The organism is Paucibacter sp. PLA-PC-4, from assembly GCF_026241155.1.
Classification (GTDB): Bacteria; Pseudomonadota; Gammaproteobacteria; order Burkholderiales; family Burkholderiaceae_C; genus Roseateles_E.
Genome location: NZ_JAPFGP010000003.1, coordinates 28,006 through 54,515, shown reverse-complemented (window position 1 = coordinate 54,515; position 26,510 = coordinate 28,006). Strand labels below are relative to the sequence as shown.

Sequence of the window (26,510 nt, the reverse complement as noted above, 5' to 3'; positions counted from 1 at the left end):
CCCATGAACTCCCCCTTGTTGCACCGGCCCAGGCGGGCCGGTCTGGCGCCGCTGTGCCTGCTCGTTGTTGCACTCGGTGGCTGTGCCGTCGTGCCGGAGCCGCGCGTGGAGCTGCCGACGCCGCCGGCCTGGCAGGCCGCCATGCCCACGCTGCTGCCCCATGAGGGCCGGCCCGAACAGCTGCGCCAGTGGTGGGCGCGCTTTGACGATCCGCTGCTGGCCGAGCTGATTGTCCAGTCCCAGGGCGCGAACCCGGGCCTTGATCAGGCATTGGCCCGCATCGGCCAGGCGCGCGCTGCCGCCGGGCTCAGCGCCAGCGCCGGCGCGCCGCAGCTGGGTCTGGCCGGCAGTGCCGGGCGGTCCCGCTCGGCCGTGCCCTCGAACGATCCTGCACGCGGCCAGGCCAGTCTGGGCCTGGACGCGAGCTGGGAAGTCGATCTGTTTGCCCGCGTGCGTCAACAGACCCAGGCCGCCGGCGAACGGGCCGCAGCCAGCGAGCTGGACTGGCACCAGGCCAGGGTCAGCCTGGCAGCCGAAGTGGCTCGGCAATACCTGAGCCTGCGCAGCTGCGAGCAACTGCTGGCCATCGGTGAACGCGAGGCCGAGTCGCTGGGCCAACTGGCACTGCTGGCGCGCGACAAGGCCCGGTTCGGCTTTGAGGCGCCGTCCGCCGCCGATCTGCTGGAGGGGGCGGCCGCCGACGCACGCAGCCGCAGCCTGGCCCAGCGAGCCGACTGCGATCTGGCGGTCAAGGGCCTGGTGGCGCTGACCGTGTCGGACGAGGTGGCGCTGCGCCAGCGCTTGAGCGCGGCCACCGCCCGCCTGCCCGCCCCGGCCTTGTTTGCGCTGCCTCGCCTGCCGGCCGAACTGCTGGCCCAGCGACCCGATTTGGCGGCGTCCGAGCGCCTGGTGCTGGCCGCTTGGGCCGAGCGCGGCGCGGCCGAGGCCGAGCGCTATCCACAGCTGCGCCTGAGCGGCTCGCTCACGATCGGCATGCTTCGAGTGGCCGGCTCGCGCGACGACGGCAATGGCTGGTCGCTGGGCCCGAGCCTGAGCCTGCCGCTGCTGGACGGCGGCGCGCGGCGCGCCCAGATCGATGCGGCCCAGGGCCGCTACGAGGAGGCGCTGGCGGCGCATCGCGGGCTGCTGCTGCAGGCGGTTCGCGAGGTCGAGGAGGCGCTGGTGCGGCTCGATTCGGCCCAGTCCCGCGAAAGTCATGTGGCGGCCAGCGTCTTGGCCTACGAGCGCTCACTGGCGGGTACGCAGCAGCGTTGGCGTCAGGGTCTGGCCAGCGCGGCCGAGCTCGAAGACGCGCGCCGGCTTGCGCTGAATGCCCAGGCCAGCCTGGTGCAGGTACAGGAACAACGGGTCGCCGCCTGGGTGGCGCTTTACAAGGCCAGCGGCGGTGGCTGGCAGCAAGGGAGTACATCGTGAACAAAGCACTCAATACCGGCCTGTTGGCCGCGGCCCTGCTGATCGCAGCGGGCCCGGCGCCAAGCCAGACACCGGCAAAAGCCAAACCGGCGCTCAGCGTCAGGCTGGTCACTGCCAGCGCGCAGCAGTGGGACCAGGCCGTGCAGGCCGGCGGAACCGTGACCGCCTGGCAGGAGGCGGTGGTCAGCGCCGAGCTGTCCGGGCTGCGTCTGGCCGAGGTGCGAGCCCAGGTCGGCGATCGGGTGCGGCGCGGCCAGCTGCTGGCCAGCCTGGCCAGCGAGACGGTGAAGGCCGAGCTGGCGCACAGCCGCGCGGCCGCCGCCGAGGCCCAGGCCGTACTGGCCGGCGCCCAGGCCGATGCCGAGCGCGTGCGCGGCCTGCAGGCCAGCGGCAGCGGCGCACTGAGCGCCCAGCAGGCCCAGCAATACCTGGTACAGGAACAGGCGGCGAAGGCCCGCTTCGAGGCCGCCCAGGCCAAGGTGCGCAGCGACGAGCTGCGCCTGGCCCAGACCCGCATCGTCGCGCCCGACGATGGCCTGATCGCCACCGCGCCGGCCATCGTCGGCGCGGTGGCGCAGCCGGGCCAGGAGCTGTTCCGGCTGATCCGCAAGAGCCGGCTCGAGTGGCGCGCCGAGCTGCCAAGCGCCGAGCTGGCCCGTCTCGCGCCGGGCGCCGAGGTCGAGATCGAGCTGCCAGATGGTCAGCGCGCGGGCGGCCGGCTGCGCCTGATCGGCCCGACCGTCGATGTGCAAAGCCGCAACGGCCTCGCCTATATCGACCTGAGCCCTCACGCCGCCTTGCGCGCCGGCAGCTTCGTGCGCGGGCGCATCCTCTTGGGCCGCAGCCCGGCGCTGGCGCTGCCGCAGGCGGCCGTGCAGTTGCGCGACGGTTTTGCTTACGTATTCAAGGTCGGCGCCGAGGGTCGGGTACAGCAGAGCAAGGTCAGCATAGGACGCCGGCAGGGCGACCAGATCGAGCTGCTGGCTGGGCTGAAGGCAGGCGAGCGGGTGGTTGCCAGCGGCGTCGGCTTCTTGGCTGACGGCGATCTGGTGCGGGTGGTGGACGGGAGCAAGTCATGATGAATGTCTCGTCTTGGTCGATCCGCAATCCGATCCCGGCCATCCTGCTCTTCATCATGCTGACCCTCCTGGGTCTGGCAGGTTTTAGCTGGATGAAGATCCAGAACTTCCCCGATATCGACCTGCCCACTGTAACGGTCAGTGCGGCGCTACCGGGGGCCTCGCCGGCCCAGCTGGAATCGCAGGTGGCGCGCAAGATCGAGAACCAAATCGCAACCCTGCAGGGCGTCAAACACATCTACACCTCGCTGAGCGACGGCATGGCCACGATCACGGCCGAGTTCCGGCTGGAAAAGCCAACGCAGGAGGCGCTGGACGATGTGCGCGACGCGGTCTCGCGGGTGCGCTCCGAGCTGCCCGGCGAGATGCGCGACCCGGTCGTCTCCAAGCTGGAGCTGTCGGGCACGCCCATCCTGACTTACACGGTGGCATCAAGCCGCATGGACGACGAAGCGCTGTCCTGGTTCGTCGATAACCAGGTGGCCAAGGCCATGTTGGCCGTGCCCGGGGTCGGTGCGGTCGGACGGGTCGGCGGGGTCAGCCGCGAGGTAAGGGTCGAGCTGGATCCGGTAAAGCTTCAGGCGCTCAACGCCACGGCCGCCGATGTCTCGCGCCAGTTGCGCCAGATCCAGCAGGAGGCCTCGGGCGGGCGTTCCGATATCGGCGGCGCCGAGCAGTCGGTGCGCACCATCGCCACCGTGGCCTCGGCCGAGGAGCTCGCGGCGATGGACATTGCGCTGGCAGATGGTCGGCGCCTGCGCCTGGACCAACTGGCCAGCGTCAGGGACACGGTGGCAGAGCAACGCTCAGCGGCCCTGCTCAACGGTAAGCCGGTGGTGGGCTTCGAGATCACTCGCACGCGCGGCGCCGGCGAGGTGGAGGTGGCGCGCGGCGTCGCGAGCGCGCTGCAAGCGCTGCGCGCTGAGCACCCGGAGATTGAGATCGTCGAGGCTTTCAACTTCGTCGATCCTGTGCAGGAGAACTACGACGGCTCGATGGTGCTGCTCTACGAGGGCGCCTTTCTGGCGGTGGTCGTGGTCTGGTTTTTTCTGCGCGACTGGCGCGCCACCATCGTCGCCGCGACGGCGCTGCCGCTGTCGGTGGTGCCGACCTTTGCGGCGATGTATTTCCTCGGTTTTACCGTCAACACCGTGACCCTGCTGTCGCTGTCGCTGGTGGTGGGCATCCTGGTCGACGACGCCATCGTCGAGATCGAGAACATCATGCGCCATCTGCGCATGGGCAAGACGCCTTACGAGGCGGCGATGGAGGCGGCCGACGAGATCGGGCTGGCCGTCGTCGCGACCACCTTCACGCTGATAGCAGTCTTCTTGCCCACCGCCTTCATGAGCGGCATTGCCGGCAAGTTCTTTGTGCAGTTCGGCTGGACGGCGGCAATCTCGGTGTTCTTCTCGCTGGTGGTGGCACGAATGCTGACGCCGATGATGGCGGCCTATCTCCTGAAGCCGCCCAGCGGCGAGCATCACGAGCCGCGCTGGCTGCTGCGCTACACAAGCTGGGCCCGCTGGTGCCTGCAGCACCGCATCAAGACGCTGCTGGCCACGCTGGTGTTCACCGTCGGCTCCTTCGGCTTGGCCAGCCTGCTGCCGACCGGCTTCATCCCGCCCGATGACCTGAGCCAGACCCAGGTCACCCTGACCCTGCCTCCAGGCAGCAGCTTTGCGCAAACCGCCGAGCTGGCCGAGCGGGCGCGCGAGATCGTGCAGGCCAATCCCCACGTCAAGCTGATCTACACCGCCATCGGCGGCGGCAGCGCCGGCGCCGATCCCTTCGCGATGGGCTCGGCCTCCAGCGTCGGCAAGGCCACGCTCACCCTGAACCTGACCCACCGGGACGAGCGGCCGGGCTTGAGCAAGCAGGCCATCGAGGCCCAGCTGCGCGAGGCGGTCGAGCTTATCCCGGGCGCCCGGGTCAAGGTCGGCTTCGGTGCCTCCAGCGAGAAGTACGTGCTGGTGCTGGCCGGCGAGGACGGCCGGGTGCTGGCCGAGCATGCACAGATCGTCGAGCGCGAGCTGCGCGGCATTCCCGGCATCGGCGCGGTGACCTCCAGCGCCAGCCTGACCCGGCCCGAGCTGATCGTGCGGCCCGACTTCGCGCGCGCCGCCGATCTGGGTGTCAGCGCCGCTGCCATCGCCGACACCCTGCGTGTGGCCACGGCCGGTGACTACGACCAAGAGCTGGCCAAGCTGAACCTGGCGCAGCGCCAGGTGCCGGTGGTGGTCAGGCTGCGCAGCGATGCGCGCGCCGACCTGGGCTATCTGAGCCGCCTGCCGGTGCCGGGCAGCCATGGGCCGGTGCCGCTGGGCAATGTTGCCAGCCTGGCGCTGGACAGCGGGCCCTCCCAAATCGACCGATACGATCGGCTGCGCAATATCAATATCGAGATCGAGCTCAATGGCCAGCCGCTGGGCGATGTCGAGCGCCAGGCCCTGGCCCTGCCCAGCCTGCAAAGCCTGCCGCCGGGTGTGATCCAGACCACGGTGGGCGATGCCGAGGCCATGGCCGAGCTGTTCGAAAGCTTCGGTCTGGCGATGCTGACGGGTGTGTTGTGCATCTACGTGGTGCTCGTGCTGCTGTTCAAGGACTTCGTCCAGCCGCTGACCATTCTCGCTGCGCTGGTGCTGTCGATTCCCGGCGCCTTCCTGGCGCTCTATCTGAGCCAGACCGCGCTGTCCATGCCCTCGATGATCGGCCTGATCATGCTGATGGGCATCGCCACGAAGAACTCCATCCTGCTGGTCGACTACGTCATCATCGCGCGCCGCGACCATGGCCTGCCGCGCTTCGAGGCGATTCTCGATGCCTGCCGCAAGCGCGCCCGGCCCATTGTGATGACGACCATTGCGATGGGGGCCGGGATGCTGCCGATCGCGCTGGGCTGGGGGGTCGACCCGAGCTTTCGTGCGCCGATGGCCATCGTCGTGATCGGCGGCCTGATCACCTCGACCTTTTTGAGCCTGCTGGTGATTCCCATCATCTTCACCTATGTCGACGACGCGGTGCAGCTGATGAGGCCGCGCCGGCACCACAGGGGCGGACAGGAAAGCGCACCGGCACGCTGATCGCACAAGCGGGCGCTCGGCGACCGCCATGTGTGCAGCTGTCACGGCTACGCCATCTCGGCTGACCAGCATCACGGCCTCTCAACAATGAAAAGGCACCGTGATGATCACCAAGAAGACGAGCGCGGCCCTGGGCCTGGCAGTCCTACTGGCCGCCTGTGGCGGCAGCGACGATACGACTCCCGCGCCGGCCCCTGCGCCATCACCGGCCCCGGCCCCGGCTCCGGCACCGGCGCCCGCCCAGGCGCTGCGCGTGGGCGTCCTGCCAGACACCCAGGGTGGCGGCCAGAACGCGGCCGTCCATCCGATGCGGGCCTTACTGGAGCTCTACAAGCAGCAGAAGGTCGATGTGGTGCTGGTGGTGGGCGATCTTGCGGAATTCGGCTCAGCTGCAGAGTACCGGCAGTGGCGCGAGGTGGCCGATGCCTACAAGGGCCAGATGACCTTCCTGCCGGTGATGGGCAACCATGACAACAAGGGCCTGGACCAGGACTGGCATGACCTGGTGGCCGACCTGATCCCGGCGGATGCCGAGCATATGGACGGTGCGCGCAACAAAAACTACGCGCTGCTGCGCAACGGCGTGCTCTTCATCAACGTGTCCTATGGCTGGATGCCCTATGCCTACGACTTCGTTGAGCAGACCATCGTCAAGCACCGCGCCAAGGCCAAGCACATCGTGCTGCAGACCCACAACTCCTTCGTCGGCAACAAGTACGGTTTGCTGCGCGAGCGCATCGTCGAGGGCTATCGTTCAGAGGACAGCGACGTGGCCTTCAGGGGTGTCTACGACAAGTACCGCAAGCTGCTTGCCGAGCATGAGGTGGTCTATGTGTCGGGCCATGAGCACATGTACGCCCGCAGCCTGATCCGCGATCCCGCGCAGCGTCCCTTCATGCAGATCGTTTCCGGCAGCGCCTCGTACAAAGGCTATGAAAACCGTTTCGGCGAGCATGAGTTGGTGCAGAACACCCTGATGCTGAAAGCTCGCACCGAGGCGACCGGAACGCTGGACGTCAATGCCTCCATCCTCGACTTCAAGGACGATGTGCTGGACTTCAAGGCCTGGTTCGCCGAGCACAGCGTGATGCGCAACGAAGACGGTCCAAAGGAGCTGGCTCAGCCGAAGTGGCAGCTCTTCGACCGCTTCCGCCGCAGTGCCGCGAGCTGCGACAAGCTGGTATTCCCGGCGAGCTTCCCAGCCACCATCCAGCGCAACAACATCTATGACACCAGCTACCGCAGCAGCAACTGTCCCTCGCCTCAGGGCGTAGCCGCGCGCGTGCTGGACGGCGAGAACCTCAGCTTCAACCGCCACGACACCCGCACCCGCAGCATGAGCGCCGAGCCCGGCAAGACCGAGGCGGCCAGCAACCGCGAGATGCTGTCGCTGATGCAGCGCCATATGTTCATCGCGCACGAGAGCTGGCGTCCCAACTTGAACAACAGCCAGCGGGCACGCCTGGTGAACATCGGCCAGGCCAATGAGGAAGTGGAGGTGCGCGCCACCACCATCGATCTGAAGAAGCAGCTGATCCTGGCCTGGGAGCCCAAGGTCGAGGGGCTGCAGTCTGAGGTGCTGAGCATCAGCGGTACGGCCGGCCAGGGCGGCACCTATATCGATGCCTATGGTCGGGTGAAGGACATCGCCGTGGACACCGGCCTGGCCGGCTCCCTGGGCGATGGCAGCGAGGCCGGCAAGCAGCCTGTGCAGCTGCCGGCCTGGGCCAGCAAGCGCTGGGATCTGGACGCCGAGGGGCAGGGTGACCGCTATGTGCTGGAGTTCGGGCTGCCCAAGGATCTCAAGCCCGAGCAGCTCATGCTGGCGCGCCAGGATGCTGCCGGACGCTGGCAGGCGCTGGCTCCCAGCAACTGCCTGAGCGCCAAGCCCTACGCGGCGGCCTATTTGACGACGGCGCCGGCCGATGTGACCGGGTCATGCGCGTCCGCACCGGTGGTCGTCGGCTTCGATGCGGCCAACAAGACCTTCTGGGCCCGCGTGTCCCAGGAGGGCCGTTTTGCTCTGATCGCCCGTCCCTGAGGAGGCAGGTGCGGCGCACAAGCCCTGACTTCTGCCAGGCCTCGGGCCTGGCCCCATACTGGTCGGCCAAGGAGTCCAAAAAGATGCTTGCTCAGATGTCTGCCCGCCGGGGTTTTGCCCTTTTGCTGGCTGCCGCGCTATCGGCCGGTGTGCCTGGCCTGTCCAGGGCCCAGGCGATGCCGCCGAGCGGGGCGGGCATGCCGGCGATTCAGGGCCAGGACCTGGACTGGCAGGACGCGCAACGCCAGCGCGCCGTGCCGGTGCGGCTGTACTGGCCGGCGCAGGCGGACGCCAGCGGCGTGCCGGTGCCGCTGATCGTGTTCTCACACGGCATTGGCGGCTCGCGGCGCGGCTACAGCTATCTGGGCCAGTACTGGGCGAGCCAGGGCTATGCCAGCTTGCATGTCCAGCATGTTGGCAGCGACCGCCAGCTTTGGGCGGGTAGCCCCTGGGGGCTGGTCGGGCGGCTGCAGGACGCGGCCCAGGAGCGCGAGGCGATCCACCGGGCCCGCGATGTCAGCTTCGCGCTGGACCAATTGCTGCAGGGCGAGTGGGGCGCGCGCATCGATGCGCGGCGCATTGTCGCGGCCGGCCATTCGTACGGCGCCAACACCAGCCTGCTGCTCGCCGGCGCGCGTGTGGCGCGCCAGGGTGCAGTGATGGATCTGCGCGACGAGCGCTTCAAGGCGGCGCTGATCATCTCGGCTCCGCCCTTCTATGGCGAACCCGATCCGGCGGCCATCCTGGGCTCGGTCAACATCCCGACCCTGCACATCACAGCGACCGAGGACGTGATACGCATCCCCGGCTACTACTCCGACGCACAGGACCGGCTGCGGGTGTTTGACGCCACCGGCAGCGCCACCAAGTCACTGGTGGTGTTCGAGGGCGGCTCGCACAGCGTCTTCACCGATCGCGATGGCACCGGCGGCCTCGCGCTCAATCCCAAGCTCAAGACCGCCACCCGCGAGCTGACCCTGGCCTTTCTGAGCCAGGTGTTCGACGGGCAGGGCGAGAGCCTGCTGAGCTGGGGCGAGCGCCACGGCGGCCTGCTGGCGCGCTGGGTGCGGCCCGGCGCTGGCAGTGCCTCAGCGTTGCCCTGAGCGGGGTGGTGTCCGTCGGCATGAGGACTTCATATTCAAGGCAAGCTTGATTCGCCACCTAATTTGATGCAATATTGCATCAAATTTGATGAAGAAGGCCCGCGATGAGAACCACGGTCACGATTGAGGACGAGCTGTACGCAAAGGCCTTGGAGCTGGCCGACCCGGCGATGGACAAGGCGGACCTGTTTCGCGAGGCGGTGAAGACCTTTGTGCGGGTGCGGGCGGCCAGCCGGCTGGCCGCGTTGGGTTCGCGAGCGCCGCAGATGCAAGACATCCCGCGACAGCGCGCGGAATTGACGGAGTAAAAGAGGGAAGGGAAAGCCATATGAGCCGTGCGGTGCTCATCGACACCTCCGTCTGGGTCGCGCACTTTCGGGAGCGCAGCGAGCATCTGGTCGGATTGCTGGTGTCGGATGCCGCCTTGGCGCACCCGTTCATCTGGGGCGAGCTGGCCTGCGGCACACCGCCTGATCGCACCCGCACCCTCGGCGATATCCGCTTGCTGGGGCAAGCGCAGCACGCCAGCCTCGGCGAGGTTCTGGCATTCGTGGAGAAGGAGCAGCTTTACGGCCTTGGCTGTGGGTTGATCGACCTGACGCTGCTGGTCTCCGTCATGCTGACTCCTGGAGCCGCGCTATGGTCCCTGGACAAGCGGCTGGCAGCACTGGCGGAGCGATATGGCGTCATGCATCACCCGTCCAAGCACTGACCCGGGCGACGCAGGCCGCAGGTCAGCCAATTGGTCCGGTGGCATGAGGGCTCCAAATTCAAGACTTGTCCCACGGTGCTGCCATCGCAGTGCAGCTCCCTGATATGTGCTTCTCATGAGGCCGCACCGTATGGTTGCTGCGCGCAGGGCGCTGGTGGTGATGCTCACTCTTGCAAGCGCCACGGAGGAAACCGGCGGTTCTCGCCGGCCAAGTAAAGGCAGACGACGTTCCTGGATGGGTCGCGCAGCCGCGCCTCACGCCAAAGCCATCGCTCGTCTTTGGGTAGTTGGTCGAAAACATAGCCTTGCCCTTGCAAATGCTCAACTTTGGAGTCGAGATCGGCGCATTCAAAGTAGACGACGAAGCCAGTTTCACGGGCGATCGAGCCGACGCGATGCAGTGAGAACGTGGACTCACCCTCTGGCGTTTCCAAGCGTGCGTAGTCCGGTAATGACTTGACGATGAGCCGCAGGCCGATTCCCTGATAGAACTCGATCGAAGTCGCGACGTTGAGGGCGGGGACCGTGATTTGATTCAGGCGCATGGGTAGACGGGGAGGTCGAATCTGAGTGGTGCGCCCGAATGGACGAGGGTGCCGGGTCTCGCTCAGTCCGGCAGGTTGCGGCTCTTGACTACCGCATAGCGCGCCAGCGTGCGCTCGCGCGCCTCGTCATGGCGCACCAGGGGCGGCGCATAGTCCGGTGCGGCCAGCGGGCCGGCCAGCCACGGGGCATGAATCAGCTTGGCCGGCAGCGCGGCGAGCTCGGGCAGGTAGCGCTTGATGAATTTGCCGTCGGCGTCGAACTTCTCGCTCTGCGTGACGGGGTTGAAGATGCGAAACCAGGGCTGGGCATCGCAGCCGCTGGAGGCGGCCCATTGCCAGCCGCCGTTGTTGGCGGCCAGATCGAAGTCCAGCAACTGCTCGGCGAAGTAGCGCTCGCCCCAGCGCCAGTCGATGCCGAGGTCCTTGATCAAAAAGCTGGCCGTCACCATGCGCAGGCGGTTGTGCATATAACCGGTCTGATTGAGCTGCAGCATCGCGGCGTCGACCAGCGGATAGCCGGTCCGCCCCTCGCACCAGGCCCGAAACAGGGCTTCAGCCAGCGGACCCTGTTCCCACTGGATGGCGTTGTATTCGGGTCGGAAGGCGCCAGTCATCGCCTGCGGGTGGTGGTGCATGACCTGGTGATAGAAGTCGCGCCAGATCAGCTCGGACAGCCAGACCTCGGCGCCGCGCTCGCCGGCCTGCGCGCGTTGCCAAGCCTCGCGGGCCAGGCGCCGGACTGAGACGGTGCCGAAGCGCAGATGCACGCTCAGATAGCTGGGTCCTTTGACGGCGGGGAAGTCGCGAGTGCTGTCGTAGCGATCAATGCGGTCCAGAAAATCGTCCAGCAAGGCGTCGGCCCGGTCAGCGCCGAGATGGCTCGCCAGCCCGGCCGGCTTGAAGCCGATCTCGGCAAGATCAGGCACGCCCCGGGCCAGGGGGCTGGTCGTGAGGGCATCGACGTAGCGCTCGACCGGATAGGCCCGCACATAAAACGGCGTGAGCTTTTTGAGCCAGGCGTTCTTGTAGGGCGTGAACACGCCATAGGGTTTGCCCAGTGCCGTCAGCACCTCGCTGCGCTCGAAGACCACATGGTCCTTGAAACTGCGGAACTGGCAGCCGAAGCTGGCCAGGCGCTCGGCCACCAGGGCGTCGCGCGCCAGAGCCTGGGGTTCGTCGTCATGGTTGGCGAACACAGCCTGCACGCCCAGCTCGGCGGCCAACTGCGGCAGCAGCTCGGCGGCCCGGCCGTGGCGCACAATCAGCGCGCCGCCCCGTGCGCGCAGCGCCGCATCAAGCTGGCCCAGGGCCTGCAGAATGAACTCGACACGGCGATCGGCCCGGGGCAGGGCATCGAGAATCTCGGCATCGAGCACAAAGCAGCAGAACAGCTGACGCGCCGAACTCAGGGCGTGGTAGAGGGCGGCCTGGTCGTCCAGGCGCAAATCGCGCCGGAACCAGAGCAGGGCCTTGTCGTGAAGCTTTTGCATCGGGGAAGTGTCGCCTACGAATAAAATGCTTGGATGTCCAAGCACCAGATGGCCCTCTCCAATCAGTTCCTTATCGCCATGCCTGGCATGGCGGACGACACTTTTGCCGGCGCGGTGGTCTACTTGTGCGAGCACAACGACAAGGGTGCGCTGGGCCTGGTGATCAACAAGCCGATTGCGCTGACCCTGGGTAATCTGTTCGAGAAGGTCGAGCTGAGCCTGGACGACGATGATCTGGCCGCCAGACCGGTGTTCTACGGCGGCCCCGTGCAAACCGAGCGCGGTTTTGTGCTGCACGAGCCGCTGGATGCCACCGGCGGCCACTACAACGCCACGCTAGCCGTACCCGGCGGCCTGGAGATGACCACGAGCCGCGATGTGTTGGAGGCGCTGTCCAACGGCGCCGGTCCGAAGAAGGTGCTGGTGACCCTGGGCTACAGCGGCTGGGCCGCCGGCCAACTCGAAGAAGAGATCGGTCGCAACGGCTGGCTCACCGTCAACGCCACGCCCGAGATCATCTTCGAGACTCCGATCGAGCTGCGCTACGAGCGGGCGCTGGGCCTGCTGGGCATCGATCCACGCATGCTCAGCACGGACGCCGGCCACGCATGAGCGGCACGCTGCAATCGCTATTGGCCTTCGACTACGGCATCAAGCGTCTGGGCGTGGCCACCGGCAGCCGCTTTTGCGGAAACGCCGAACCGCTCAAGAGCATCCACCTCGAAGGCGATGCCCGCTTCGAGGCGATTGCCAAGCTGATCAAGGAATGGCAGCCCGAGGGGCTGGTGATCGGCGTGCCCTTCCATCCCGACGGCGCCGAACACGAGATCACACTGCGGGCTCGCCGCTTCGGTCGCCAGCTCAAAGGGCGCTTTCGCCTGCCGGTCTTCGAGGTCGACGAGCGTTACACCAGCGTTGAGGCTCAAAGCCTGGGTGCCCGCGATATCGACTCGGCCGCTGCTGCCCTGATTCTTGAACAGTTTTTTCGTGAGCATCCATGAGCACACTTCTACTTGATGCCGAAGCCCTTTATGCAGACCTGCTTAAGGGCGTGCGCCGGCTGCTGATGCCTGAAGCGGCGCTGGTGGGCATCTGGTCCGGCGGGGCCTGGCTGGCCGAGCGCCTGCACAAGGACCTGGGTCTGGCGGGCGAGCCCGGCGCGATCTCCAGCTCGCTGCACCGCGACGACTTCGGCTCCAAGGGCATGAGTGCCAGTGCCGACCACACCAAGCTGCCCTTTGACGTCAATGGCCGCCCAGTGCTGCTGATCGACGATGTGCTCTATACCGGCCGCACGACGCGGGCCGTGATCAACGAACTGTTCGATTTCGGACGCCCGGCCAGCGTCACGCTGGCGGTGCTGGTGGATCGGGGCGGGCGCGAGCTGCCGATCGAGCCGGCATTCTCGGCCGCGCGCGTGACGCTGGCGGCCGAGCACAAGCTTCGACTGGCGCGCGCCGTCGATGGCCGCTTCAGTTTCGATGTGCAATGAGCGAGGGGATGACCAGATGCTGAGTAAACGAAATCCCCAACTGAACAAGCACGGCGAGCTGATCCATCTGCTGTCGATCGAGGGCCTGCCCCAAGCCGTGATCCATCAGATCCTGGACACCGCCGGGACCTTTCTCTCGGTCAACGACCGCGAGGTCAAGAAGGTGCCGCTGCTGCGCGGCAAGTCGGTGTTCAATCTCTTTTTCGAGAACAGCACCCGCACCCGCACGACTTTTGAGATCGCCGCCAAGCGCCTGTCGGCCGATGTGCTGAACCTGGACATTGCGCGCAGCTCGACGGCCAAGGGCGAGACCCTGCTCGACACGGTTGCCAACCTGTCCGCGATGCATGCCGATATGTTCGTCGTGCGCCACAGCGAGAGCGGCGCGCCCTATCTGATCGCCCAGCACTGCGCGCCCCATGTCCACGTGGTCAACGCCGGTGACGGCCGTCACGCGCATCCGACGCAGGGCCTGCTGGACATGTACACGATCCGGCATTTCAAGAAGGACTTCCGCAACCTGACCGTGGCCATCGTCGGCGACATCGTGCATTCGCGCGTCGCCCGCTCCGACATCCATGCGCTGAACATCCTGGGCGTGCCCGAGATCCGCGCGGTCGGCCCCAAGACCTTGGTGCCCGGCGATCTGCGCGAGATGGGGGTACGGGTCTGCCACGATATGACCGAGGGCATCAAGGACGCCGACGTCATCATCATGTTGCGCCTGCAGAACGAACGCATGAGTGGCGCAATGCTGCCCAGCGCCGGCGAGTTTTTCAAAAACTTCGGTCTGACGCCGGAGAAACTGGCGCTGGCCAAGCCCGATGCCATCGTGATGCATCCGGGGCCGATCAACCGCGGCGTCGAGATCGACTCCGCCGTGGCCGACGGCAAGCAAAGCGTGATCCTGCCGCAAGTGACCTTCGGCATCGCGGTGCGCATGGCGGTGATGAGCATTCTGGCTGGAAACGAAGCATGAAGATCCTGATCAAGAACGGTCGATTGATCGACCCGGCCTCCGGCCTGGACCGCATCGGCGATCTAGCGATTGCCTCGGGCCGCATCGTCGCGCTGGGCGATGTCAGCGAGTTCGAGGCCCAGCGCGTCATCGACGCGACGGGTCTTGTGGTGGCCCCCGGCCTGGTGGATCTGGCGGCGCGGCTGCGCGAGCCTGGCCATGAGCACGAGGGCATGCTGGAGAGCGAGCTCAATGCGGCCGCGGCCGGCGGCGTCACCAGCCTGGTCTGCCCGCCCGACACCGACCCGGCGCTTGACGAGCCGGGCCTGGTCGAGATGCTGAAGTTCCGCGCCCGCAAGCTGAGCCTGTGCCGTCTATTCCCGCTGGGTGCACTGACCCGCGGCTTGGCCGGCGAGGCGCTGACCGAGATGGCCGAGCTGACCGAGGCCGGCTGCGTCGGCTTCTCTCAAGCCGACCATCCGATCCGCAACACGCAGATCCTGCTGCGCGCGCTGCAGTACGCGGCCACCTTCGACTACACGGTCTGGCTGCACCCGCTGGACCCCTGGCTGGCTGGCGGTGTCGCTGCCAGCGGCGCGGTCGCGACACGGCTGGGCCTGTCCGGCGTGCCGGTGGCGGCCGAGACCGTGGCCCTGCACACCATCTTCGAACTGGTGCGGGTGACCGGCGCGCGCGTCCATCTGTGTCGCCTCTCCAGCGCCGCCGGCGTCGAGTTGCTGCGCGCGGCCAAGCGCGAAGGCCTGAACGTGACTGCCGATGTGTCGATCAACTCGCTGCATCTGAGCGACATCGACATCGGCTACTTCAACTCGGCGATGCGGGTCACGCCGCCGCTGCGCCAGGGGCGTGATCGCGATGCGCTGCGCGCCGGCCTGGCCGACGGCACCTTGGACGCGCTGGTGTCCGACCACATGCCGGTCGACGAGGACGAGAAGATGCTGCCTTTCGCCGAGGCCACACCTGGCGCCACCGGGCTGGAGCTGCTTTTGAGCCTGGCGCTGAAGTGGGCCGAGGATCTGCAGCTGCCGCTGGCGCGTGCGCTGGCCGTGGTCAGCAATGAGCCGGTGCGGGTGCTGGGCAATGCGCTGGGCTCGCTGTCGGCCAGCGCTGGCCGTCTGGTCGAGGGCGGTGTGGCCGATGTCTGCGTCTTCGATGCGGGCTCGCGCTGGGCGGTCACGCCGGATCAGCTGCTGAGTCAGGGCAAGTACACGCCGTTCGCCGCCGACATCACCGGATTTGAGCTGCCGGGCCGGGTGCGCTACACCCTGGTGGCGGGCCATATCGCCCACGAAGCCAAGACCTCGGCGAGCTGAGATGCGAGCCCCCATCGCCGTGTGGCGCTTGCTGCGCCTGAGCCTGCACATCATGCATGGCCTGGCGCTGATCGCCTTGCGCTTCGATGGTCTGGCCAAGTCGCAGCGCCAGCACTACATCCAGTGGTGGTCGCGCAAGACCTTGCGCTTGCTGGGGGTCGAGCTGCAGCTGTGCGGCCAGAGCCGGCCGGGTGCCAAGCTGGTAGTGGCCAACCATGTCTCGTGGCTGGACATCGCGGCCATGCATGCGGTGCTGCCCGAGGCTCGCTTTGTCTCCAAGGCCGAGCTCAAGCACTGGCCTGTCGTGGGCATGCTGGTGGTGGGCGTGAACACCTTGTTCATTGAGCGTTCCAGCAAGCGCGATGCCTTGCGTGTCGTACACCAGACGGCCGAGGCACTGCAGGCCGGCGACACCGTGGCAGTCTTCCCCGAGGGCACGACCGGCCCCGGCCCGCAGCCCTTGCCCTTCCATGCCAATTTGCTGCAGGCGGCGATCGCCACCGAGATGCCGATCCAACCGGTGGTGCTGCGCTGGCATGAGCCGGGTGAGCGCTTCAGCACGACGGCCCGCTTTGTCGGCGACATGACGCTGGTGCATAGCCTGTGGAGCGTGGCCAGTGCAAAGGGCCTGGCCATCGAGATTCAGATATTGAGCGCTCACAGCAGCGCACACGCCGATAGGCGCGCGCTGGCCGAACGCCTGCGCGGCGAGATTGCCGACGCACTGGCTTGATCTAACCGAGCCCGGGTCGCATGTTGCTGACCTACAGTCGGGGTATGACGCTTGCACCGCTGCAAATACGCCGGGTCGGCATCGACACCTGGCGCGAGAACGTGGTCTACCTGCACCGCGACTGCCCGGTGGTGCGGGCGGCCGGCTTCCAGGCCTTGTCCAAGGTCGAGGTCCATGCCAACGGGCAACTGATCCTGGCTGTGCTCAATGTGGTCGATGACGAACGCATCGTCAGTAATTGTGAGCTGGGCCTGAGCGAGGACGCCTTCAAGCGCCTGGGCGTGCTTGAGGGCCACAGCGCCAGTATTGCGCACGCTGAGCCGCCGGCCTCGATTGCCGCACTGCACCGCAAGATCAATGGCGAGCGGCTTGGCCAGCAGGAGCTGGCCGCCATCATCCGCGATGTGGCCTCGGCCCGTTATTCCAAGATCGAGCTGGCTGCATTCGTGGTGGCGACCAACCAGTATGAGCTCGACCGCGAGGAGGTGCTGCATCTGACCGAGGCCATGATCGCCGTGGGTCGCAAGCTCGATTGGCAGCACCAGGTCGGCGCCGGCCTGGTGGTGGACAAGCACTGCATAGGGGGCATTCCCGGCAATCGCACCTCGATGCTGGTCGTGCCCATCGTCGCGGCGCACGGCATGCTGTGTCCCAAGACCAGCTCGCGCGCCATCACCTCGCCTGCCGGCACGGCCGACACCATGGAGGTGCTTGCGAATGTTGAGCTGAGCTTCGAGCGCATGGTCGAGATCGTGCGCCAGACCCGGGCCTGCCTGGCCTGGGGCGGCACGGCCGACCTCTCGCCGGCCGACGACATCTTGATCTCGGTCGAGCGTCCGCTGTCCATTGACTCGCCGGGCCAGATGGTGGCCTCTATCCTCAGCAAGAAGGTCGCGGCGGGAGCCACGCACCTGGTGCTGGACATTCCCGTGGGGCCCAGCGCCAAGGTGCGTTCGGCCCCCGAGGCCCAGCGCCTGAAGAAGCTGTTCGAGTACGTGGCCGGCCATCTGGGCCTGCAGCTCGATGTGGTGCTGTCCGATGGCCGCCAACCCATCGGGGCCGGTATCGGCCCCGTGCTGGAGGCGCGCGACGTGATGGCTGTATTGCGGGGCGAACCCGACGCACCGCAGGATCTGCGTCAGAAGTCCTTGCGGCTGGCCGGCCGCATGATCGAGTTCGATCCCGAAGTGCGCGGCGGCCAGGGTGAGCAGATCGCCCGGGACATCCTTGACTGCGGCCGCGCGCTGGCCCGCTTCAACGCCATCATCGATGCCCAGGGCCGGCGTGCGGATAGGCCAGCCTTGGGCACGCTGACCCACGAGGTGCTGGCCAGCGAGAACGGGGTCGTGATCGAACTCGACAATCTGCGCATCGCCCGTATCGCCCGCCTGGCCGGTGCGCCCCAGGCAGCCGGTGCCGGTCTGCTGCTGCTGAAGAAACTGGGCGACCCGGTGCGCTGCGGCGAGCCGCTGTACCGCATCCATGCCGCGTTTGACGCCGATCTGGCCTTTGCCCGCGCTCACGCCGACAAGGACCCCGGCTGCCGCGTCGGTGCCCCCGAACAACTGCCGCACGACTTTGCCGGCGGTTCACTCTTCTCGCTGTGATGACCGACACCCTGCTGCTTGCCTTTGACGATGAACGAGCGCTGGCCGAGGAATTGGCGCAGGCCCTGGACGTGCCGCTGGTCTTTGTGACCCGCCATCGCTTTCCCGACGGCGAGCTGCGCCTGGTCCTGCCCAAGGCCTTGCCTGCGCGCGTGATTCTTCTGCGCGGTCTGCAGCAGCCCAACGAGAAGCTGGTCGAACTCCTGATCGCCGCGCCCACTGCCCGCGAGCTGGGCGCGCAAGCCCTGACTCTGGTCAGCCCCTATTTGGCCTATATGCGCCAGGACATGGAGTTCACGCCCGGCGAGGCGGTCAGCCAGCGCCATATCGCGCGGCTGCTGGCCTCGCAGTTCGACCACGTGCTGACGATAGACCCGCATCTGCACCGCATCGCCAGCCTGGACGAGGTGATGCCGGCGGGGACGGGTCTTGCACTATCGGCCGCGCCGCTGCTGGGGCGCTGGATCGCCGAGCGGATGAACGCCGCGCTGCTGCTCGGCCCCGATGAGGAATCGGGCCAGTGGGTCAGGGAGGCGGCCCGGGCCGGCGGTCTGGATCATGCGGTGGGCCACAAGGTCCGCCATGGCGACCATGCTGTCAGCCTGGCACTGCCCCAGGTCGAGGTGCGAGGCCGGGCAGTGGTTCTGTTGGACGATATGGCCTCGACCGGCCGCACTTTGATCGGCGCCGCCGAGGGCCTGCTGGCGCGTGGCGCGGCCTCGGTCGATGTGGCGGTGACCCACGCGCTGTTCAATGGCGACGCGCTGCCTGCGCTGCAAGCGGCCGGCGTGCGCCATGTGTGGAGCAGCAACAGCGTGCCGCATGCCAGCAATGCCGTCAGCGTGGTGCCGCTGCTGACCGCAGCGCTGCGGCCTCTACAGAGTCAGGCCTTGCCCTGATTGGCGACCGCCGCTGCGGCCTTGGCGGCCGCCTCGGCGTCGCCCAGGTAGTAGCTCTTGATCGGCTTCAGGTTGGCATCAAGCTCGTAGACCAGCGGGATGCCGTTGGGAATATTCACGCCGACGATGTCGTTGTCGCCAATATTGTCCAAATACTTCACGAGGGCGCGGATGCTGTTGCCGTGGGCCGCGATGACTAGGCGTTTACCCGATAGGATCGCGGGCGCAAGGCTTTCGTTCCAGAAAGGCATCACGCGGGCCACCGTGTCTTTGAGGCATTCGGTCAGCGGCACGTCGCCGTCCTTGAGCTTGGCGTAGCGGATATCGCTGCGTTCGCTGCGCGGGTCGCTGGCTTGCAGCGCCGGCGGCGGTGTGTCGTAGCTGCGGCGCCAGATCAGCACCTGCTCGTCGCCGTATTGCTTGGCCATATCGGCTTTGTTGAGGCCTTGCAGCGCGCCGTAGTGGCGCTCATTGAGGCGCCACTCGTGCACCACCGGCAGCCAGGTGCGATCCATCTGGTCCAGACAGTGCCACAGCGTCCAGACGGCGCGTTTGAGCACCGAGGTGTAGGCGACATCGAAATCCAGCCCGGCTTGCTTGATCAGGCGGCCGGCCTGCTTGGCTTGTTCGACGCCCGTGGGGGTCAGGTCGACATCGGTCCAGCCGGTGAAACGGTTTTCGAGATTCCAGGTGGATTCGCCATGGCGAATGAGCACGAGCTTGTACATGGACGTGGGTCTTGTTGGATGCAGCCCGTTTTTGGGCTGGCGCGATTCTAAATGCGAGCAAAAGCCGGGCTATTGCCCGCCAGTTGTGACTCAAGACTGGGCGGCGGTGGCCGAAAACCCAGTGATATGCGGGGCGAACAGCGCACGTCTGTGCTGTGCTCGCCCACCAAACCAGTTTGTCGTTGAAGGAGACGTTGTGATGATGTTGTCGACCGCTCGATCGAGCCTGTGCCGTCTGTTGCCCCTGGTCGCCGCTGTGGCGAGCCTGGGCGCGCAGGCACAGAGCTCCCAGTCCGCGTTCACGTTTTCGGGCTTTGCCACGCTAGGTGTGGTGGGCACGAACACGAACGAGGCCCACTATGTGCTGCCCGGCCAGGTCCGAGGTGGCGATAAGTCCTTCAGTGGCGAGGTCGACAGCAAGCTGGGCTTGCAGGCCACCGGCCGGCTCAACTCGGTGTTCTCCGGCACCGCCCAGCTGCTGACCAAGCACAACGGCAAGGGCAGCTTCACTCCCGAGCTGGAGTGGGCTTTCGTCAAGGCGCAACTGCTGCCTTCGCTGGCGATGCGCGCCGGCCGCATGGGCGCGCCGTTCTTTGCGGTCTCTGATTTCCGCGATGTCGGCTATGCCAACACCTGGCTGCGCCCGCCACTGGATGTCTACGGCCAGGTGCCGGTCAGCCATTTCGATGGTGTTGACGGTCTGTATCAGACGAATATTGGCTCGGCCACGGTCAGTGCCCAGGTGTTCGCCGGCAGCTCGTCGGCACACTTCGAGCGCACCAAGCTCAAGTTGAAGGACCTGATGGGCTTCAACACCACGGCCGAGCTAGACGGTGGCATCACGCTGCGCCTGGGCCATGCGGTGGGCAAGATCACGGTTGAGAGCGCCACCCTGGACCAATTGGTGGCCGGCCTGCGCGGCGTGCCTTTGCCGACCGTCTCCAGCGTCGGTGACCAGTTGTCGGCGCGCTCCAAGGACGTCAGCTTCACCGGCGTCGGCCTGGCTTTCGATGAGGGCAACTGGCTGTTCAATAGCGAGTACACCTTGCGCCGCACCAAGACCTATATCCCTGACACCACAGGCTGGTACACGACCCTGGGCTACCGGGTCGGCAAGTTCACGCCCTACCTCACCTTGTCGCGCCTGAAGGTGGACGACAACAATGTCGACAACACCATTCCTCTGGGCCTGTCGCCCCAGCTCAACGGTCTGAAAGCCCTGGTGGACGGCACGGTCGAAGGCCAGCGCACGGAGCAAAAGACGGTGGCCCTGGGCCTGCGCTGGGACGCGATGCGCAATGTGGCGGTAAAGACCCAGTTCGACCGCATCAGCCCCAAGGGGGCCGGCCTATTCACCCGTGTCCAGCCTGGCTTTGGCAGTGGCCATGTCAATGTCTACAGCCTTGCTGTGGATGTGGTGTTCTGAGACGGGGTGCAGTCATGATGAAAAACAAACTTCGTCTCTCCTTGAGCGTGCTGGCCCTGGCCGCTGCCGGCCTGGCCCAGGCCCAGGTGGCCGTGATCGTCAACCCGAAGAGCGCCACAGCCGCCATGACGGCAGACCAGGTGGCCGGTATCTTTCTCGGTAAGAGCAATACCTTGCCTGGCGGCGCCACCGCCGCGGCGCTGGACCAGCCTGAGAGTGCGGCCGTGCGCGAGCAGTTCTATACCAAGGTGACCGGCAAGCAGGCCGCCCAGGTCAAGGCGGCCTGGTCGCGCCTGGTGTTCTCGGGCAAGGCCACGCCGCCCAAGGAGCTGGCAAGCTCTGCCGAGATCAAGAAGTTCGTCGCCGCCAATGCCGATGCGATCGGTTATGTCGAGAAGTCGGCGGTGGACGGCAGCGTCAAGGTTGTGCTGAGCGTCGATTGATATCCCAAGAAAGGCCGTGGCGTCACGCCGCTGGAGACTCTCAATGAATGTCCGAACCCGGATCTGGCTGCTGCCAGCTTTTGCCGCCTTGATCTTTGCCGTGGGCATTGCCGTGGTGTGGGCGTTCTCGACCCGCACCTCGGCGGCCATCGATTCGGTGGGGCAGGTCGACTACCCCTATTTGGACGCCACCACCCAGTTCGCCTCCAATTTGGAGGCGCTGGGAGTGACGATACAGAGTGCGGTGGCCGAGGGCGAGAAGAAGCGCCTGGACGAAGCCAATGAGCGCGCCGCGACGATGCGCAAGCTGCTCGACGCGATCGCGCGCATCGACGGCAAGGCCGAGATCGGCGCCAAGCTGAAGACCAGCTTCGAGGTCTATTTCGCGGCCTCGGTCGAGACGGCCGAGCTCTTCATGGGTATCAAGCAGGGCGACCAGGCCGGCGCCGTGCCCAAGATGCAGGCGGCCCTGAAGGCCGTCGAGGCGGTGGTGGCACAGGCGCGAGTGGAGGCCAATGATGGCTTCGAGTCAGGCTTGGCTCGCGCCAATGACGGTGTATCGGCCAGCCTGATGGCCATCCTCATCAGCGGCCTGGTGGTGGTGCTGGCGCTCGGGGTCGGCTCCTGGTTGGTGATCGGCAGCGTCTGGCGCCAGCTCGGTGGCGAGCCCGAGTACGCCCGGGATGTGATGCGGATGATGGCCGACGGTGATTTGTCGCAGACCATCGCTGTGGCACCCGGCGCCGAGGCCAGCCTGCTGGCGGCGGTGCGGGCGATGTCGCAGGGTTTGGCGGCCATCGTCGCCAATGTCCGCAGCGGCACCGACTCGATGACCGTGGCCTCGCGCGAGATCGCGGTCGGCAACCATGATCTGTCGCTGCGCACCGAGAAGCAGGCCAGCTCGCTGGAGCAGACCTCCAGCAATATGCAGGACCTGACCGGCACGGTGCGTCAGAGTGCGGAAGCCGCCGCCCAGGCCAATCAGCTGGCCGGATCGGCAGCGGCGGTGGCGCAGCGCGGTGGCACAGTCGTGGGCCAAGTGGTCGCGACCATGGACGAGATCAATGCCAGCTCGAAGAAGATTGCCGACATCATCGGCGTGATCGATGGCATCGCTTTTCAGACCAATATCCTGGCGTTGAACGCGGCGGTCGAGGCGGCACGGGCCGGCGAGCAGGGTCGTGGCTTCGCGGTCGTGGCCGGCGAGGTGCGCTCGCTGGCGCAGCGCAGCGCCGAGGCGGCCCGGGAGATCAAGGGCCTGATCGGCACTTCGGTCGACAAGGTCGAGACCGGCGCGCGCCTGGTGCAGGACGCCGGCAGCACGATGAGCGAGATTGTGGCCAGCGTGCAGCGGGTCTCCGACATCATCGGCGAGATCACCGCCGCTTCCAGTGAGCAAAGCGCCGGCATCGGCCAGGTCAACCAATCGATCACTCAGCTCGATCAGATGACCCAGCAGAACGCGGCCCTCGTCGAGCAGGCCGCCGCAGCGGCCAGCAGCCTGGAGCAGCAGGCCCAGGCGCTGCAGACGGCGGTATCGACCTTCAAGCTGAGCTGAGGCCCATCGGATGGCCGGGTTTTATAATCCGGCCCTTTTCCCCAATCGGACCTGCCCTTGAACTTCCTGCTCGACAACTGGTATTTGGTGCTGGCGGCGTTTGCGTCCGGCGGTTTGCTGCTATGGCCGAGCCTGGCGCGCAGCGGCGCGGCCATCTCGACAGCCGAGGCCGTGCGCCTGATCAACCGTGAGAAAGCGGTGCTGATCGATGTCAGCGAGCCGGCTGAGTTTGCCGCGTCGCACGTCGGTGGCGCCCGCAACATCCCGCTGTCTGCCCTGCAAGAGGGCCACAAGCAACTGCCCAGCAACAAGGCCCTGCCTGTGGTGGTGGTGTGCCAAACCGGCGCACGCGCCGCGCGCGCTGCTGGCATGCTGCGCAAGCTGGGTTATGAAAAAGCCCAGCCGCTTGCCGGTGGCGTCAATGCCTGGCGTGAAGCGAATTTGCCTGTCGAGAAGAACGCCTGAGATATTCCTATGCAAGCCGTGAAGATGTACACCACCCAGGTCTGCCCCTACTGCGTGCGGGCCAAGAGCCTGCTGAAGCAGCGCGGCGTCGAGCAGATCGAGGAGGTCCGCATCGATATGGACCCGGCTGCACGAGACGCGATGATGGCCCTGACCGGGCGCCGTACGGTGCCGCAGATCTTCATCGGCGACACCCATGTCGGCGGATGTGACGATTTGATGGCTCTGGACCAGCGTGGGGGCTTGCAGACGCTCTTGCAAGGCGCCTGAGCGCAGGGGATAGTGTCCGGTTGGCCTGGGCCATAATCCCGCCCTGCTGCCCGTGGCGCTTGGCCGACGGGCTTTTATTTGGAAAGACATCATGGCCGACGAGAGCAACAACACCCCCGTGTTCCAGATCCAGCGCATGTACCTGAAGGACTTGTCGCTGGAGCAGCCGAATTCGCCCCAGATCCTGCTGGACCAGGCCCAGCCCCAGGTCGACATCAACCTCGCGCTGTCCGCAGAGCCGGTGGCCGACGGCATCTACGAGGTCTGCGTGACCGCCACCGTGACGACCAAGGTCAATGGCGACAAGACCCTGTTCCTGATCGAAGCCAAGCAGGCTGGCATCTTCGAGATCCGCAATCTGCCGCAGGACCAGGTTGAGGGCATTGTCGGCATCGTCTGCCCGCAGATGATCTATCCCTATCTGCGTGCAGTGGTTTCGGACGTCTGCACCCGCGCCGGATTCCCGCCGGTGCTGCTGACGGAAGTTAACTTCCAGGCCATGTTCGAAGCCCAGCAGGCTCAGCGCGCCGAGCAGGCCGCAACCCCGACGATCAACTGAGACGGGTCTCGTTGATGATGCGCCCCGAGCAGCAAACGCGGCCGGGGCGTTTTTGCATCTCAGGGCTGCCCTCAAAGCAGTCTTCCAAGCGATGAAGATCACGATTTTTGGTGCCGGAGCCTGGGGCACGGCGCTGGCCATCCAGGCCGCCGCACGCCACCAGGTGGTGCTGTGGGCGCGCGACGGCGCCGCCGCGGCCGAGATGGCCGCGACCCGACGTAACCGCCGCTATTTGCCCGACACGGTCCTGCCCGACAGCCTGGCGCTGAGTACTGATCTGGCGGCGGCCATCGCCCATGGCCGCGATGGCCTGCTGATTGTCGCCACACCGATGGCCGCGCTGCGCGAGATGCTGGCCGCGCTGCCCGATGGAGCGGGCGTGCTGTGGCTGTGTAAAGGCTTCGAGGCCGGCACCGGTCTGCTGGGACACCAGATCGCGGCTGCCGTGCAGCCGCAGCTGCGCGTGGGCATCCTGTCTGGCCCGAGTTTTGCGCAGGAAGTCGCGGCCGGCCAGCCCACTGCCCTGGTGGCGGCCAGCGGCGATGCGGCGCTGGCGCAACTGGCGGTGGACGCCTTTCACAGCGAACGGCTGCGCGTCTATACCTCGGCAGATCCGGTCGGCGTCGAGGTTGGCGGTGCGGTCAAGAACGTGATGGCCATTGCGGTGGGTATTGCCGACGGCCTGGGCAAGCGTGCCGTGGCCGGCAACTGGATGCCGGGTCTGAATGCCCGCGCCGCACTGATCACCCGTGGCCTTGCCGAAATGCTGCGCTTGGGGCAGGCGCTGGGCGCGCGTACCGAAACCTTCATGGGCCTGTCGGGCATCGGCGACCTGGTGTTGACTGCCACGGGCGATCTGTCGCGCAACCGCCGCGTCGGTCTGCTACTGGCCGAAGGCCTGGCGCTGCCGCAGATCTTGCAGCAGCTGGGCCATGTGGCGGAGGGCGTCTACAGCGCGCCGACCGTCCTGGCGCGCGCCGCTGCCGTCGGTGTCGACATGCCGATCACCGCTGCCGTTGTGGCCGTGCTGGAGGGGCGTTTGAGCCCAGTCGAGGCCGTCGAGCTGCTGATGGGTCGCGACGCGCGGCCCGAACACTGAACAGGAACTCAGTCACTATGCAACGCCGTCATCTTCTGCAGGCTGTGGCCGCTTCATGGGCCTTGCCGGCGCTGGCGCAGGCCTGGCCCAGCCGCCCAATCAAGCTGATCGTACCCTTCCCGGGCGGTAGCTCGCCCGACATCATCGCCCGCGCGATCGCAGAGCCGCTGGCCGCCAGCCTGGGCCAGCCGGTGGTCATCGATAACCGTCCAGGCGCCGGCGGCAATATTGGCACCGGTGCGGTGGCCAAGGCCGAGCCGGATGGCTACACGCTGCTGTTCACGATCCAGGGCCCGCTGGTGACGGCGCCGCTGTTGAGCACTCGCCTGGCCTACGACCCGGTCAAGGAGCTGCAGCCGATCGGCCTGGTTGCGACCAGTCCGAATGTGCTGGTGGTTGACCCCAAGATGGGCGCGCACACGCTGGCCGATTTCGTGCGCATTGCAAGGGAGCGCAAGGGTCAGCTGAACTACGGCAGCGTCGGCAATGGCAGTGCCGCCCATCTGGCGATGGAGAGCTTTAAGCAGCGCGCCGGCATCGATCTGGTCCATGTCCCTTACCAGGGCTTCCCGCAGGTGGTCAATGCCATTCTGGCCGGCCAGGTGCAGGCCGGCTTCATGGTCCCTGGCATTGCGATGGGCCAGGTGCGCGCCGGCAAGCTCAAGGCGCTGGGGGTGACCAGCCTTGGCCGGGTTGGCTCGCTGCCCGAACTGCCGACCATGGCGGAGTCGGGCTATGCCGGCTTCGAGGCGATCTCCTGGCAGGCCATGCTGGCACCGGCCAAGACTCCCTCGCCTATTGTTCAGCGGCTCTCGACCGAGCTCGTGCGCATCATCAAGAGCGACGAGGTGCGCAGCAAGATGCTAAGCCAGTACTTCAGCGCTGCGGCGTCGACGCCGGATGCGCTGGCGGCGTTGATGAAGAGCGAGCGCGGACGTTGGGGCCAGATGATCAAGGCGGCCGGGGTGGTCGCCGAGTAGTTCAGGCGGCGCCCGCGTAGCCGTTCTGCCGCCAGGCCTCGAAGACCGCGACCGCGACGCTGTTGCTGAGATTGAGGCTGCGCTGCTCGGGCCGCATCGGCAGACGCAGGCGCTGCTCAGGCGCAAAGCTCTCGCGCAGCGCCGGCGCCAGCCCAGCAGTCTCGGAGCCGAACACCAGCCAGTCGCCGGGCTGCCACCGCGCGTCGCCGAAATGGCGGCTGCCGCGCGTCGTGAATGCGAACATTCGTTTGGGGTCGGGTCTTGCTTGGTCGAGGAAGGCCTGCCAGTCAGTGTGGCGAGTCAACTGGGCGTACTCGTGATAGTCGAGCCCAGCGCGCTGCAGCAGCTTGTCCTCCATCGAGAAGCCCAGCGGCTCGATCAGGTGCAGGCGGCAGCCGGTGTTGGCGGCTAGGCGGATGATGTTGCCTGTGTTGGGCGGGATTTCCGGCTGGACCAGAACGATATTGAACAT

The 26,510-nt window shown here is 66.7% G+C and carries 27 protein-coding genes; 23 read left to right on the top strand and 4 right to left on the bottom strand.

Annotation, left to right across the window (positions count from 1 at the left end; all coding sequences use genetic code 11):
• Positions 1–3 precede the first annotated feature (3 nt).
• The 7 genes from OOZ63_RS05265 to OOZ63_RS05235 all read left to right on the top strand — a co-directional run bounded on the left by OOZ63_RS05265 (position 4) and on the right by OOZ63_RS05235 (position 9,452).
• Positions 4–1,434 (top strand): efflux transporter outer membrane subunit, encoded by a 1,431-nt coding sequence (locus tag OOZ63_RS05265; RefSeq protein ID WP_266004362.1) that lies wholly within the window; start codon positions 4–6, stop codon positions 1,432–1,434.
• Positions 1,431–2,513 carry an efflux RND transporter periplasmic adaptor subunit gene (locus OOZ63_RS05260; protein ID WP_266004361.1) on the top strand — a complete coding sequence of 361 codons (1,083 nt, stop codon included), beginning with the start codon at positions 1,431–1,433 and terminating at the stop codon, positions 2,511–2,513. The genes OOZ63_RS05265 and OOZ63_RS05260 overlap by 4 nt, the downstream gene beginning before the upstream one ends.
• Entirely contained in the window at positions 2,513–5,596 is a 3,084-nt protein-coding gene (locus OOZ63_RS05255; RefSeq protein ID WP_266004709.1) for an efflux RND transporter permease subunit, read from the top strand. Before OOZ63_RS05260 ends, OOZ63_RS05255 begins: the two co-directional genes overlap by 1 nt.
• A 103-nt stretch (positions 5,597–5,699) precedes the next feature.
• Positions 5,700–7,637, top strand: coding sequence for a metallophosphoesterase family protein (locus OOZ63_RS05250; protein ID WP_266004360.1), 1,938 nt, complete (start codon positions 5,700–5,702; stop codon positions 7,635–7,637).
• 83 nt (positions 7,638–7,720) lie between these two features.
• Positions 7,721–8,740: an alpha/beta hydrolase family protein gene (locus tag OOZ63_RS05245; RefSeq protein ID WP_266004359.1), complete on the top strand. Its 1,020-nt coding sequence runs from the start codon at positions 7,721–7,723 to the stop codon at positions 8,738–8,740.
• 104 nt (positions 8,741–8,844) lie between these two features.
• Positions 8,845–9,048, top strand: a complete 204-nt coding sequence (locus tag OOZ63_RS05240; protein ID WP_266004358.1) for a type II toxin-antitoxin system VapB family antitoxin — start codon at positions 8,845–8,847, stop codon at positions 9,046–9,048.
• Between the two features lie 20 nt (positions 9,049–9,068).
• On the top strand, positions 9,069–9,452 hold the full coding sequence (locus OOZ63_RS05235; protein ID WP_266004357.1) for a VapC toxin family PIN domain ribonuclease: 384 nt from the start codon (positions 9,069–9,071) through the stop codon (positions 9,450–9,452).
• Between the two features lie 164 nt (positions 9,453–9,616).
• Here the strand turns inward: OOZ63_RS05235 and OOZ63_RS05230 are convergent, their stop codons facing one another.
• Both OOZ63_RS05230 and OOZ63_RS05225 read right to left on the bottom strand, forming a co-directional pair.
• Positions 9,617–9,997 (bottom strand): VOC family protein, encoded by a 381-nt coding sequence (locus OOZ63_RS05230; RefSeq protein WP_266004356.1) that lies wholly within the window; start codon positions 9,995–9,997, stop codon positions 9,617–9,619.
• A gap of 62 nt (positions 9,998–10,059) precedes the next feature.
• On the bottom strand, positions 10,060–11,487 hold the full coding sequence (locus tag OOZ63_RS05225; protein ID WP_266004355.1) for a cryptochrome/photolyase family protein: 1,428 nt from the start codon (positions 11,485–11,487) through the stop codon (positions 10,060–10,062).
• A gap of 33 nt (positions 11,488–11,520) precedes the next feature.
• Here OOZ63_RS05225 and OOZ63_RS05220 point away from each other — a divergent pair, with 33 nt between their 5' ends.
• Genes OOZ63_RS05220 through OOZ63_RS05185 form a run of 8 tightly spaced genes read left to right on the top strand, consistent with a single transcriptional unit; the run spans position 11,521 to position 18,510 of the window.
• A complete protein-coding gene (locus tag OOZ63_RS05220) occupies positions 11,521–12,099 on the top strand; it encodes a YqgE/AlgH family protein (protein WP_266004354.1) in 579 nt (192 codons plus the stop codon).
• Positions 12,096–12,488 (top strand): Holliday junction resolvase RuvX, encoded by a 393-nt coding sequence (gene ruvX, locus OOZ63_RS05215; protein WP_266004353.1) that lies wholly within the window; start codon positions 12,096–12,098, stop codon positions 12,486–12,488. The genes OOZ63_RS05220 and ruvX overlap by 4 nt, the downstream gene beginning before the upstream one ends.
• A complete protein-coding gene (pyrR, locus tag OOZ63_RS05210; RefSeq protein ID WP_266004352.1) occupies positions 12,485–12,979 on the top strand; it encodes a bifunctional pyr operon transcriptional regulator/uracil phosphoribosyltransferase PyrR in 495 nt (164 codons plus the stop codon). Before ruvX ends, pyrR begins: the two co-directional genes overlap by 4 nt.
• A gap of 16 nt (positions 12,980–12,995) precedes the next feature.
• A complete protein-coding gene (locus tag OOZ63_RS05205; RefSeq protein ID WP_266004351.1) occupies positions 12,996–13,958 on the top strand; it encodes an aspartate carbamoyltransferase catalytic subunit in 963 nt (320 codons plus the stop codon).
• Positions 13,955–15,271, top strand: a complete 1,317-nt coding sequence (locus tag OOZ63_RS05200) for a dihydroorotase (protein ID WP_266004350.1) — start codon at positions 13,955–13,957, stop codon at positions 15,269–15,271. Before OOZ63_RS05205 ends, OOZ63_RS05200 begins: the two co-directional genes overlap by 4 nt.
• A gap of 1 nt (position 15,272) precedes the next feature.
• Positions 15,273–16,004, top strand: a complete 732-nt coding sequence (locus tag OOZ63_RS05195; RefSeq protein WP_266004349.1) for a lysophospholipid acyltransferase family protein — start codon at positions 15,273–15,275, stop codon at positions 16,002–16,004.
• Positions 16,005–16,048: 44 nt separating this feature from the next.
• A complete protein-coding gene (locus tag OOZ63_RS05190; RefSeq protein WP_266004348.1) occupies positions 16,049–17,611 on the top strand; it encodes a thymidine phosphorylase family protein in 1,563 nt (520 codons plus the stop codon).
• Entirely contained in the window at positions 17,611–18,510 is a 900-nt protein-coding gene (locus tag OOZ63_RS05185; protein ID WP_266004346.1) for a ribose-phosphate diphosphokinase, read from the top strand. The genes OOZ63_RS05190 and OOZ63_RS05185 overlap by 1 nt, the downstream gene beginning before the upstream one ends.
• Here OOZ63_RS05185 and gpmA read toward each other — a convergent pair.
• Complete coding sequence (gene gpmA / locus OOZ63_RS05180) at positions 18,495–19,238, bottom strand: 2,3-diphosphoglycerate-dependent phosphoglycerate mutase (protein WP_266004345.1); 744 nt, start codon at positions 19,236–19,238, stop codon at positions 18,495–18,497. The two genes, OOZ63_RS05185 and gpmA, sit on opposite strands and share 16 nt — an antisense overlap.
• Before the next feature lie 199 nt (positions 19,239–19,437).
• Between gpmA and OOZ63_RS05175 the strand changes: the two genes are divergently transcribed.
• The 8 genes from OOZ63_RS05175 to OOZ63_RS05140 all read left to right on the top strand — a co-directional run bounded on the left by OOZ63_RS05175 (position 19,438) and on the right by OOZ63_RS05140 (position 26,038).
• A complete protein-coding gene (locus OOZ63_RS05175; RefSeq protein WP_266004344.1) occupies positions 19,438–20,664 on the top strand; it encodes a porin in 1,227 nt (408 codons plus the stop codon).
• A 17-nt stretch (positions 20,665–20,681) separates the two neighbouring features.
• Complete coding sequence (locus OOZ63_RS05170) at positions 20,682–21,107, top strand: hypothetical protein (protein ID WP_266004343.1); 426 nt, start codon at positions 20,682–20,684, stop codon at positions 21,105–21,107.
• A 43-nt stretch (positions 21,108–21,150) separates the two neighbouring features.
• Positions 21,151–22,665 (top strand): methyl-accepting chemotaxis protein, encoded by a 1,515-nt coding sequence (locus tag OOZ63_RS05165; RefSeq protein ID WP_266004342.1) that lies wholly within the window; start codon positions 21,151–21,153, stop codon positions 22,663–22,665.
• A gap of 57 nt (positions 22,666–22,722) precedes the next feature.
• A complete protein-coding gene (locus tag OOZ63_RS05160; protein ID WP_266004341.1) occupies positions 22,723–23,130 on the top strand; it encodes a rhodanese-like domain-containing protein in 408 nt (135 codons plus the stop codon).
• Between the two features lie 9 nt (positions 23,131–23,139).
• Entirely contained in the window at positions 23,140–23,400 is a 261-nt protein-coding gene (gene grxC / locus OOZ63_RS05155) for a glutaredoxin 3 (RefSeq protein WP_266004339.1), read from the top strand.
• A 91-nt stretch (positions 23,401–23,491) separates the two neighbouring features.
• Complete coding sequence (secB, locus tag OOZ63_RS05150; RefSeq protein ID WP_137943127.1) at positions 23,492–23,959, top strand: protein-export chaperone SecB; 468 nt, start codon at positions 23,492–23,494, stop codon at positions 23,957–23,959.
• 91 nt (positions 23,960–24,050) lie between these two features.
• Positions 24,051–25,058, top strand: a complete 1,008-nt coding sequence (locus tag OOZ63_RS05145) for an NAD(P)H-dependent glycerol-3-phosphate dehydrogenase (protein WP_266004338.1) — start codon at positions 24,051–24,053, stop codon at positions 25,056–25,058.
• Positions 25,059–25,075: 17 nt separating this feature from the next.
• Positions 25,076–26,038, top strand: coding sequence for a Bug family tripartite tricarboxylate transporter substrate binding protein (locus OOZ63_RS05140; RefSeq protein WP_266004336.1), 963 nt, complete (start codon positions 25,076–25,078; stop codon positions 26,036–26,038).
• A 1-nt stretch (position 26,039) separates the two neighbouring features.
• Here the strand turns inward: OOZ63_RS05140 and trmL are convergent, their stop codons facing one another.
• Entirely contained in the window at positions 26,040–26,510 is a 471-nt protein-coding gene (trmL, locus tag OOZ63_RS05135; RefSeq protein WP_266004334.1) for a tRNA (uridine(34)/cytosine(34)/5-carboxymethylaminomethyluridine(34)-2'-O)-methyltransferase TrmL, read from the bottom strand.

Bases quoted from the DNA above. Each gene is read 5' to 3' on its own strand.
- OOZ63_RS05265 (WP_266004362.1), top strand. From the start codon at position 4: ATGAACTCCCCCTTGTTGCACCGGCCCAGGCGGGCCGGTCTGGCGCCG.
- OOZ63_RS05255 (WP_266004709.1), top strand. From the start codon at position 2,513: ATGAATGTCTCGTCTTGGTCGATCCGCAATCCGATCCCGGCCATCCTG.
- OOZ63_RS05250 (WP_266004360.1), top strand. From the start codon at position 5,700: ATGATCACCAAGAAGACGAGCGCGGCCCTGGGCCTGGCAGTCCTACTG.
- OOZ63_RS05245 (WP_266004359.1), top strand. From the start codon at position 7,721: ATGCTTGCTCAGATGTCTGCCCGCCGGGGTTTTGCCCTTTTGCTGGCT.
- OOZ63_RS05240 (WP_266004358.1), top strand. From the start codon at position 8,845: ATGAGAACCACGGTCACGATTGAGGACGAGCTGTACGCAAAGGCCTTG.
- OOZ63_RS05235 (WP_266004357.1), top strand. From the start codon at position 9,069: ATGAGCCGTGCGGTGCTCATCGACACCTCCGTCTGGGTCGCGCACTTT.
- OOZ63_RS05230 (WP_266004356.1), bottom strand. From the start codon at position 9,997: ATGCGCCTGAATCAAATCACGGTCCCCGCCCTCAACGTCGCGACTTCG.
- OOZ63_RS05225 (WP_266004355.1), bottom strand. From the start codon at position 11,487: ATGCAAAAGCTTCACGACAAGGCCCTGCTCTGGTTCCGGCGCGATTTG.
- OOZ63_RS05220 (WP_266004354.1), top strand. From the start codon at position 11,521: ATGTCCAAGCACCAGATGGCCCTCTCCAATCAGTTCCTTATCGCCATG.
- ruvX (WP_266004353.1), top strand. From the start codon at position 12,096: ATGAGCGGCACGCTGCAATCGCTATTGGCCTTCGACTACGGCATCAAG.
- pyrR (WP_266004352.1), top strand. From the start codon at position 12,485: ATGAGCACACTTCTACTTGATGCCGAAGCCCTTTATGCAGACCTGCTT.
- OOZ63_RS05205 (WP_266004351.1), top strand. From the start codon at position 12,996: ATGCTGAGTAAACGAAATCCCCAACTGAACAAGCACGGCGAGCTGATC.
- OOZ63_RS05200 (WP_266004350.1), top strand. From the start codon at position 13,955: ATGAAGATCCTGATCAAGAACGGTCGATTGATCGACCCGGCCTCCGGC.
- OOZ63_RS05195 (WP_266004349.1), top strand. From the start codon at position 15,273: ATGCGAGCCCCCATCGCCGTGTGGCGCTTGCTGCGCCTGAGCCTGCAC.
- OOZ63_RS05190 (WP_266004348.1), top strand. From the start codon at position 16,049: ATGACGCTTGCACCGCTGCAAATACGCCGGGTCGGCATCGACACCTGG.
- OOZ63_RS05185 (WP_266004346.1), top strand. From the start codon at position 17,611: ATGACCGACACCCTGCTGCTTGCCTTTGACGATGAACGAGCGCTGGCC.
- gpmA (WP_266004345.1), bottom strand. From the start codon at position 19,238: ATGTACAAGCTCGTGCTCATTCGCCATGGCGAATCCACCTGGAATCTC.
- OOZ63_RS05175 (WP_266004344.1), top strand. From the start codon at position 19,438: ATGATGTTGTCGACCGCTCGATCGAGCCTGTGCCGTCTGTTGCCCCTG.
- OOZ63_RS05170 (WP_266004343.1), top strand. From the start codon at position 20,682: ATGAAAAACAAACTTCGTCTCTCCTTGAGCGTGCTGGCCCTGGCCGCT.
- OOZ63_RS05165 (WP_266004342.1), top strand. From the start codon at position 21,151: ATGAATGTCCGAACCCGGATCTGGCTGCTGCCAGCTTTTGCCGCCTTG.
- grxC (WP_266004339.1), top strand. From the start codon at position 23,140: ATGCAAGCCGTGAAGATGTACACCACCCAGGTCTGCCCCTACTGCGTG.
- secB (WP_137943127.1), top strand. From the start codon at position 23,492: ATGGCCGACGAGAGCAACAACACCCCCGTGTTCCAGATCCAGCGCATG.
- OOZ63_RS05145 (WP_266004338.1), top strand. From the start codon at position 24,051: ATGAAGATCACGATTTTTGGTGCCGGAGCCTGGGGCACGGCGCTGGCC.
- OOZ63_RS05140 (WP_266004336.1), top strand. From the start codon at position 25,076: ATGCAACGCCGTCATCTTCTGCAGGCTGTGGCCGCTTCATGGGCCTTG.
- trmL (WP_266004334.1), bottom strand. From the start codon at position 26,510: ATGTTCAATATCGTTCTGGTCCAGCCGGAAATCCCGCCCAACACAGGC.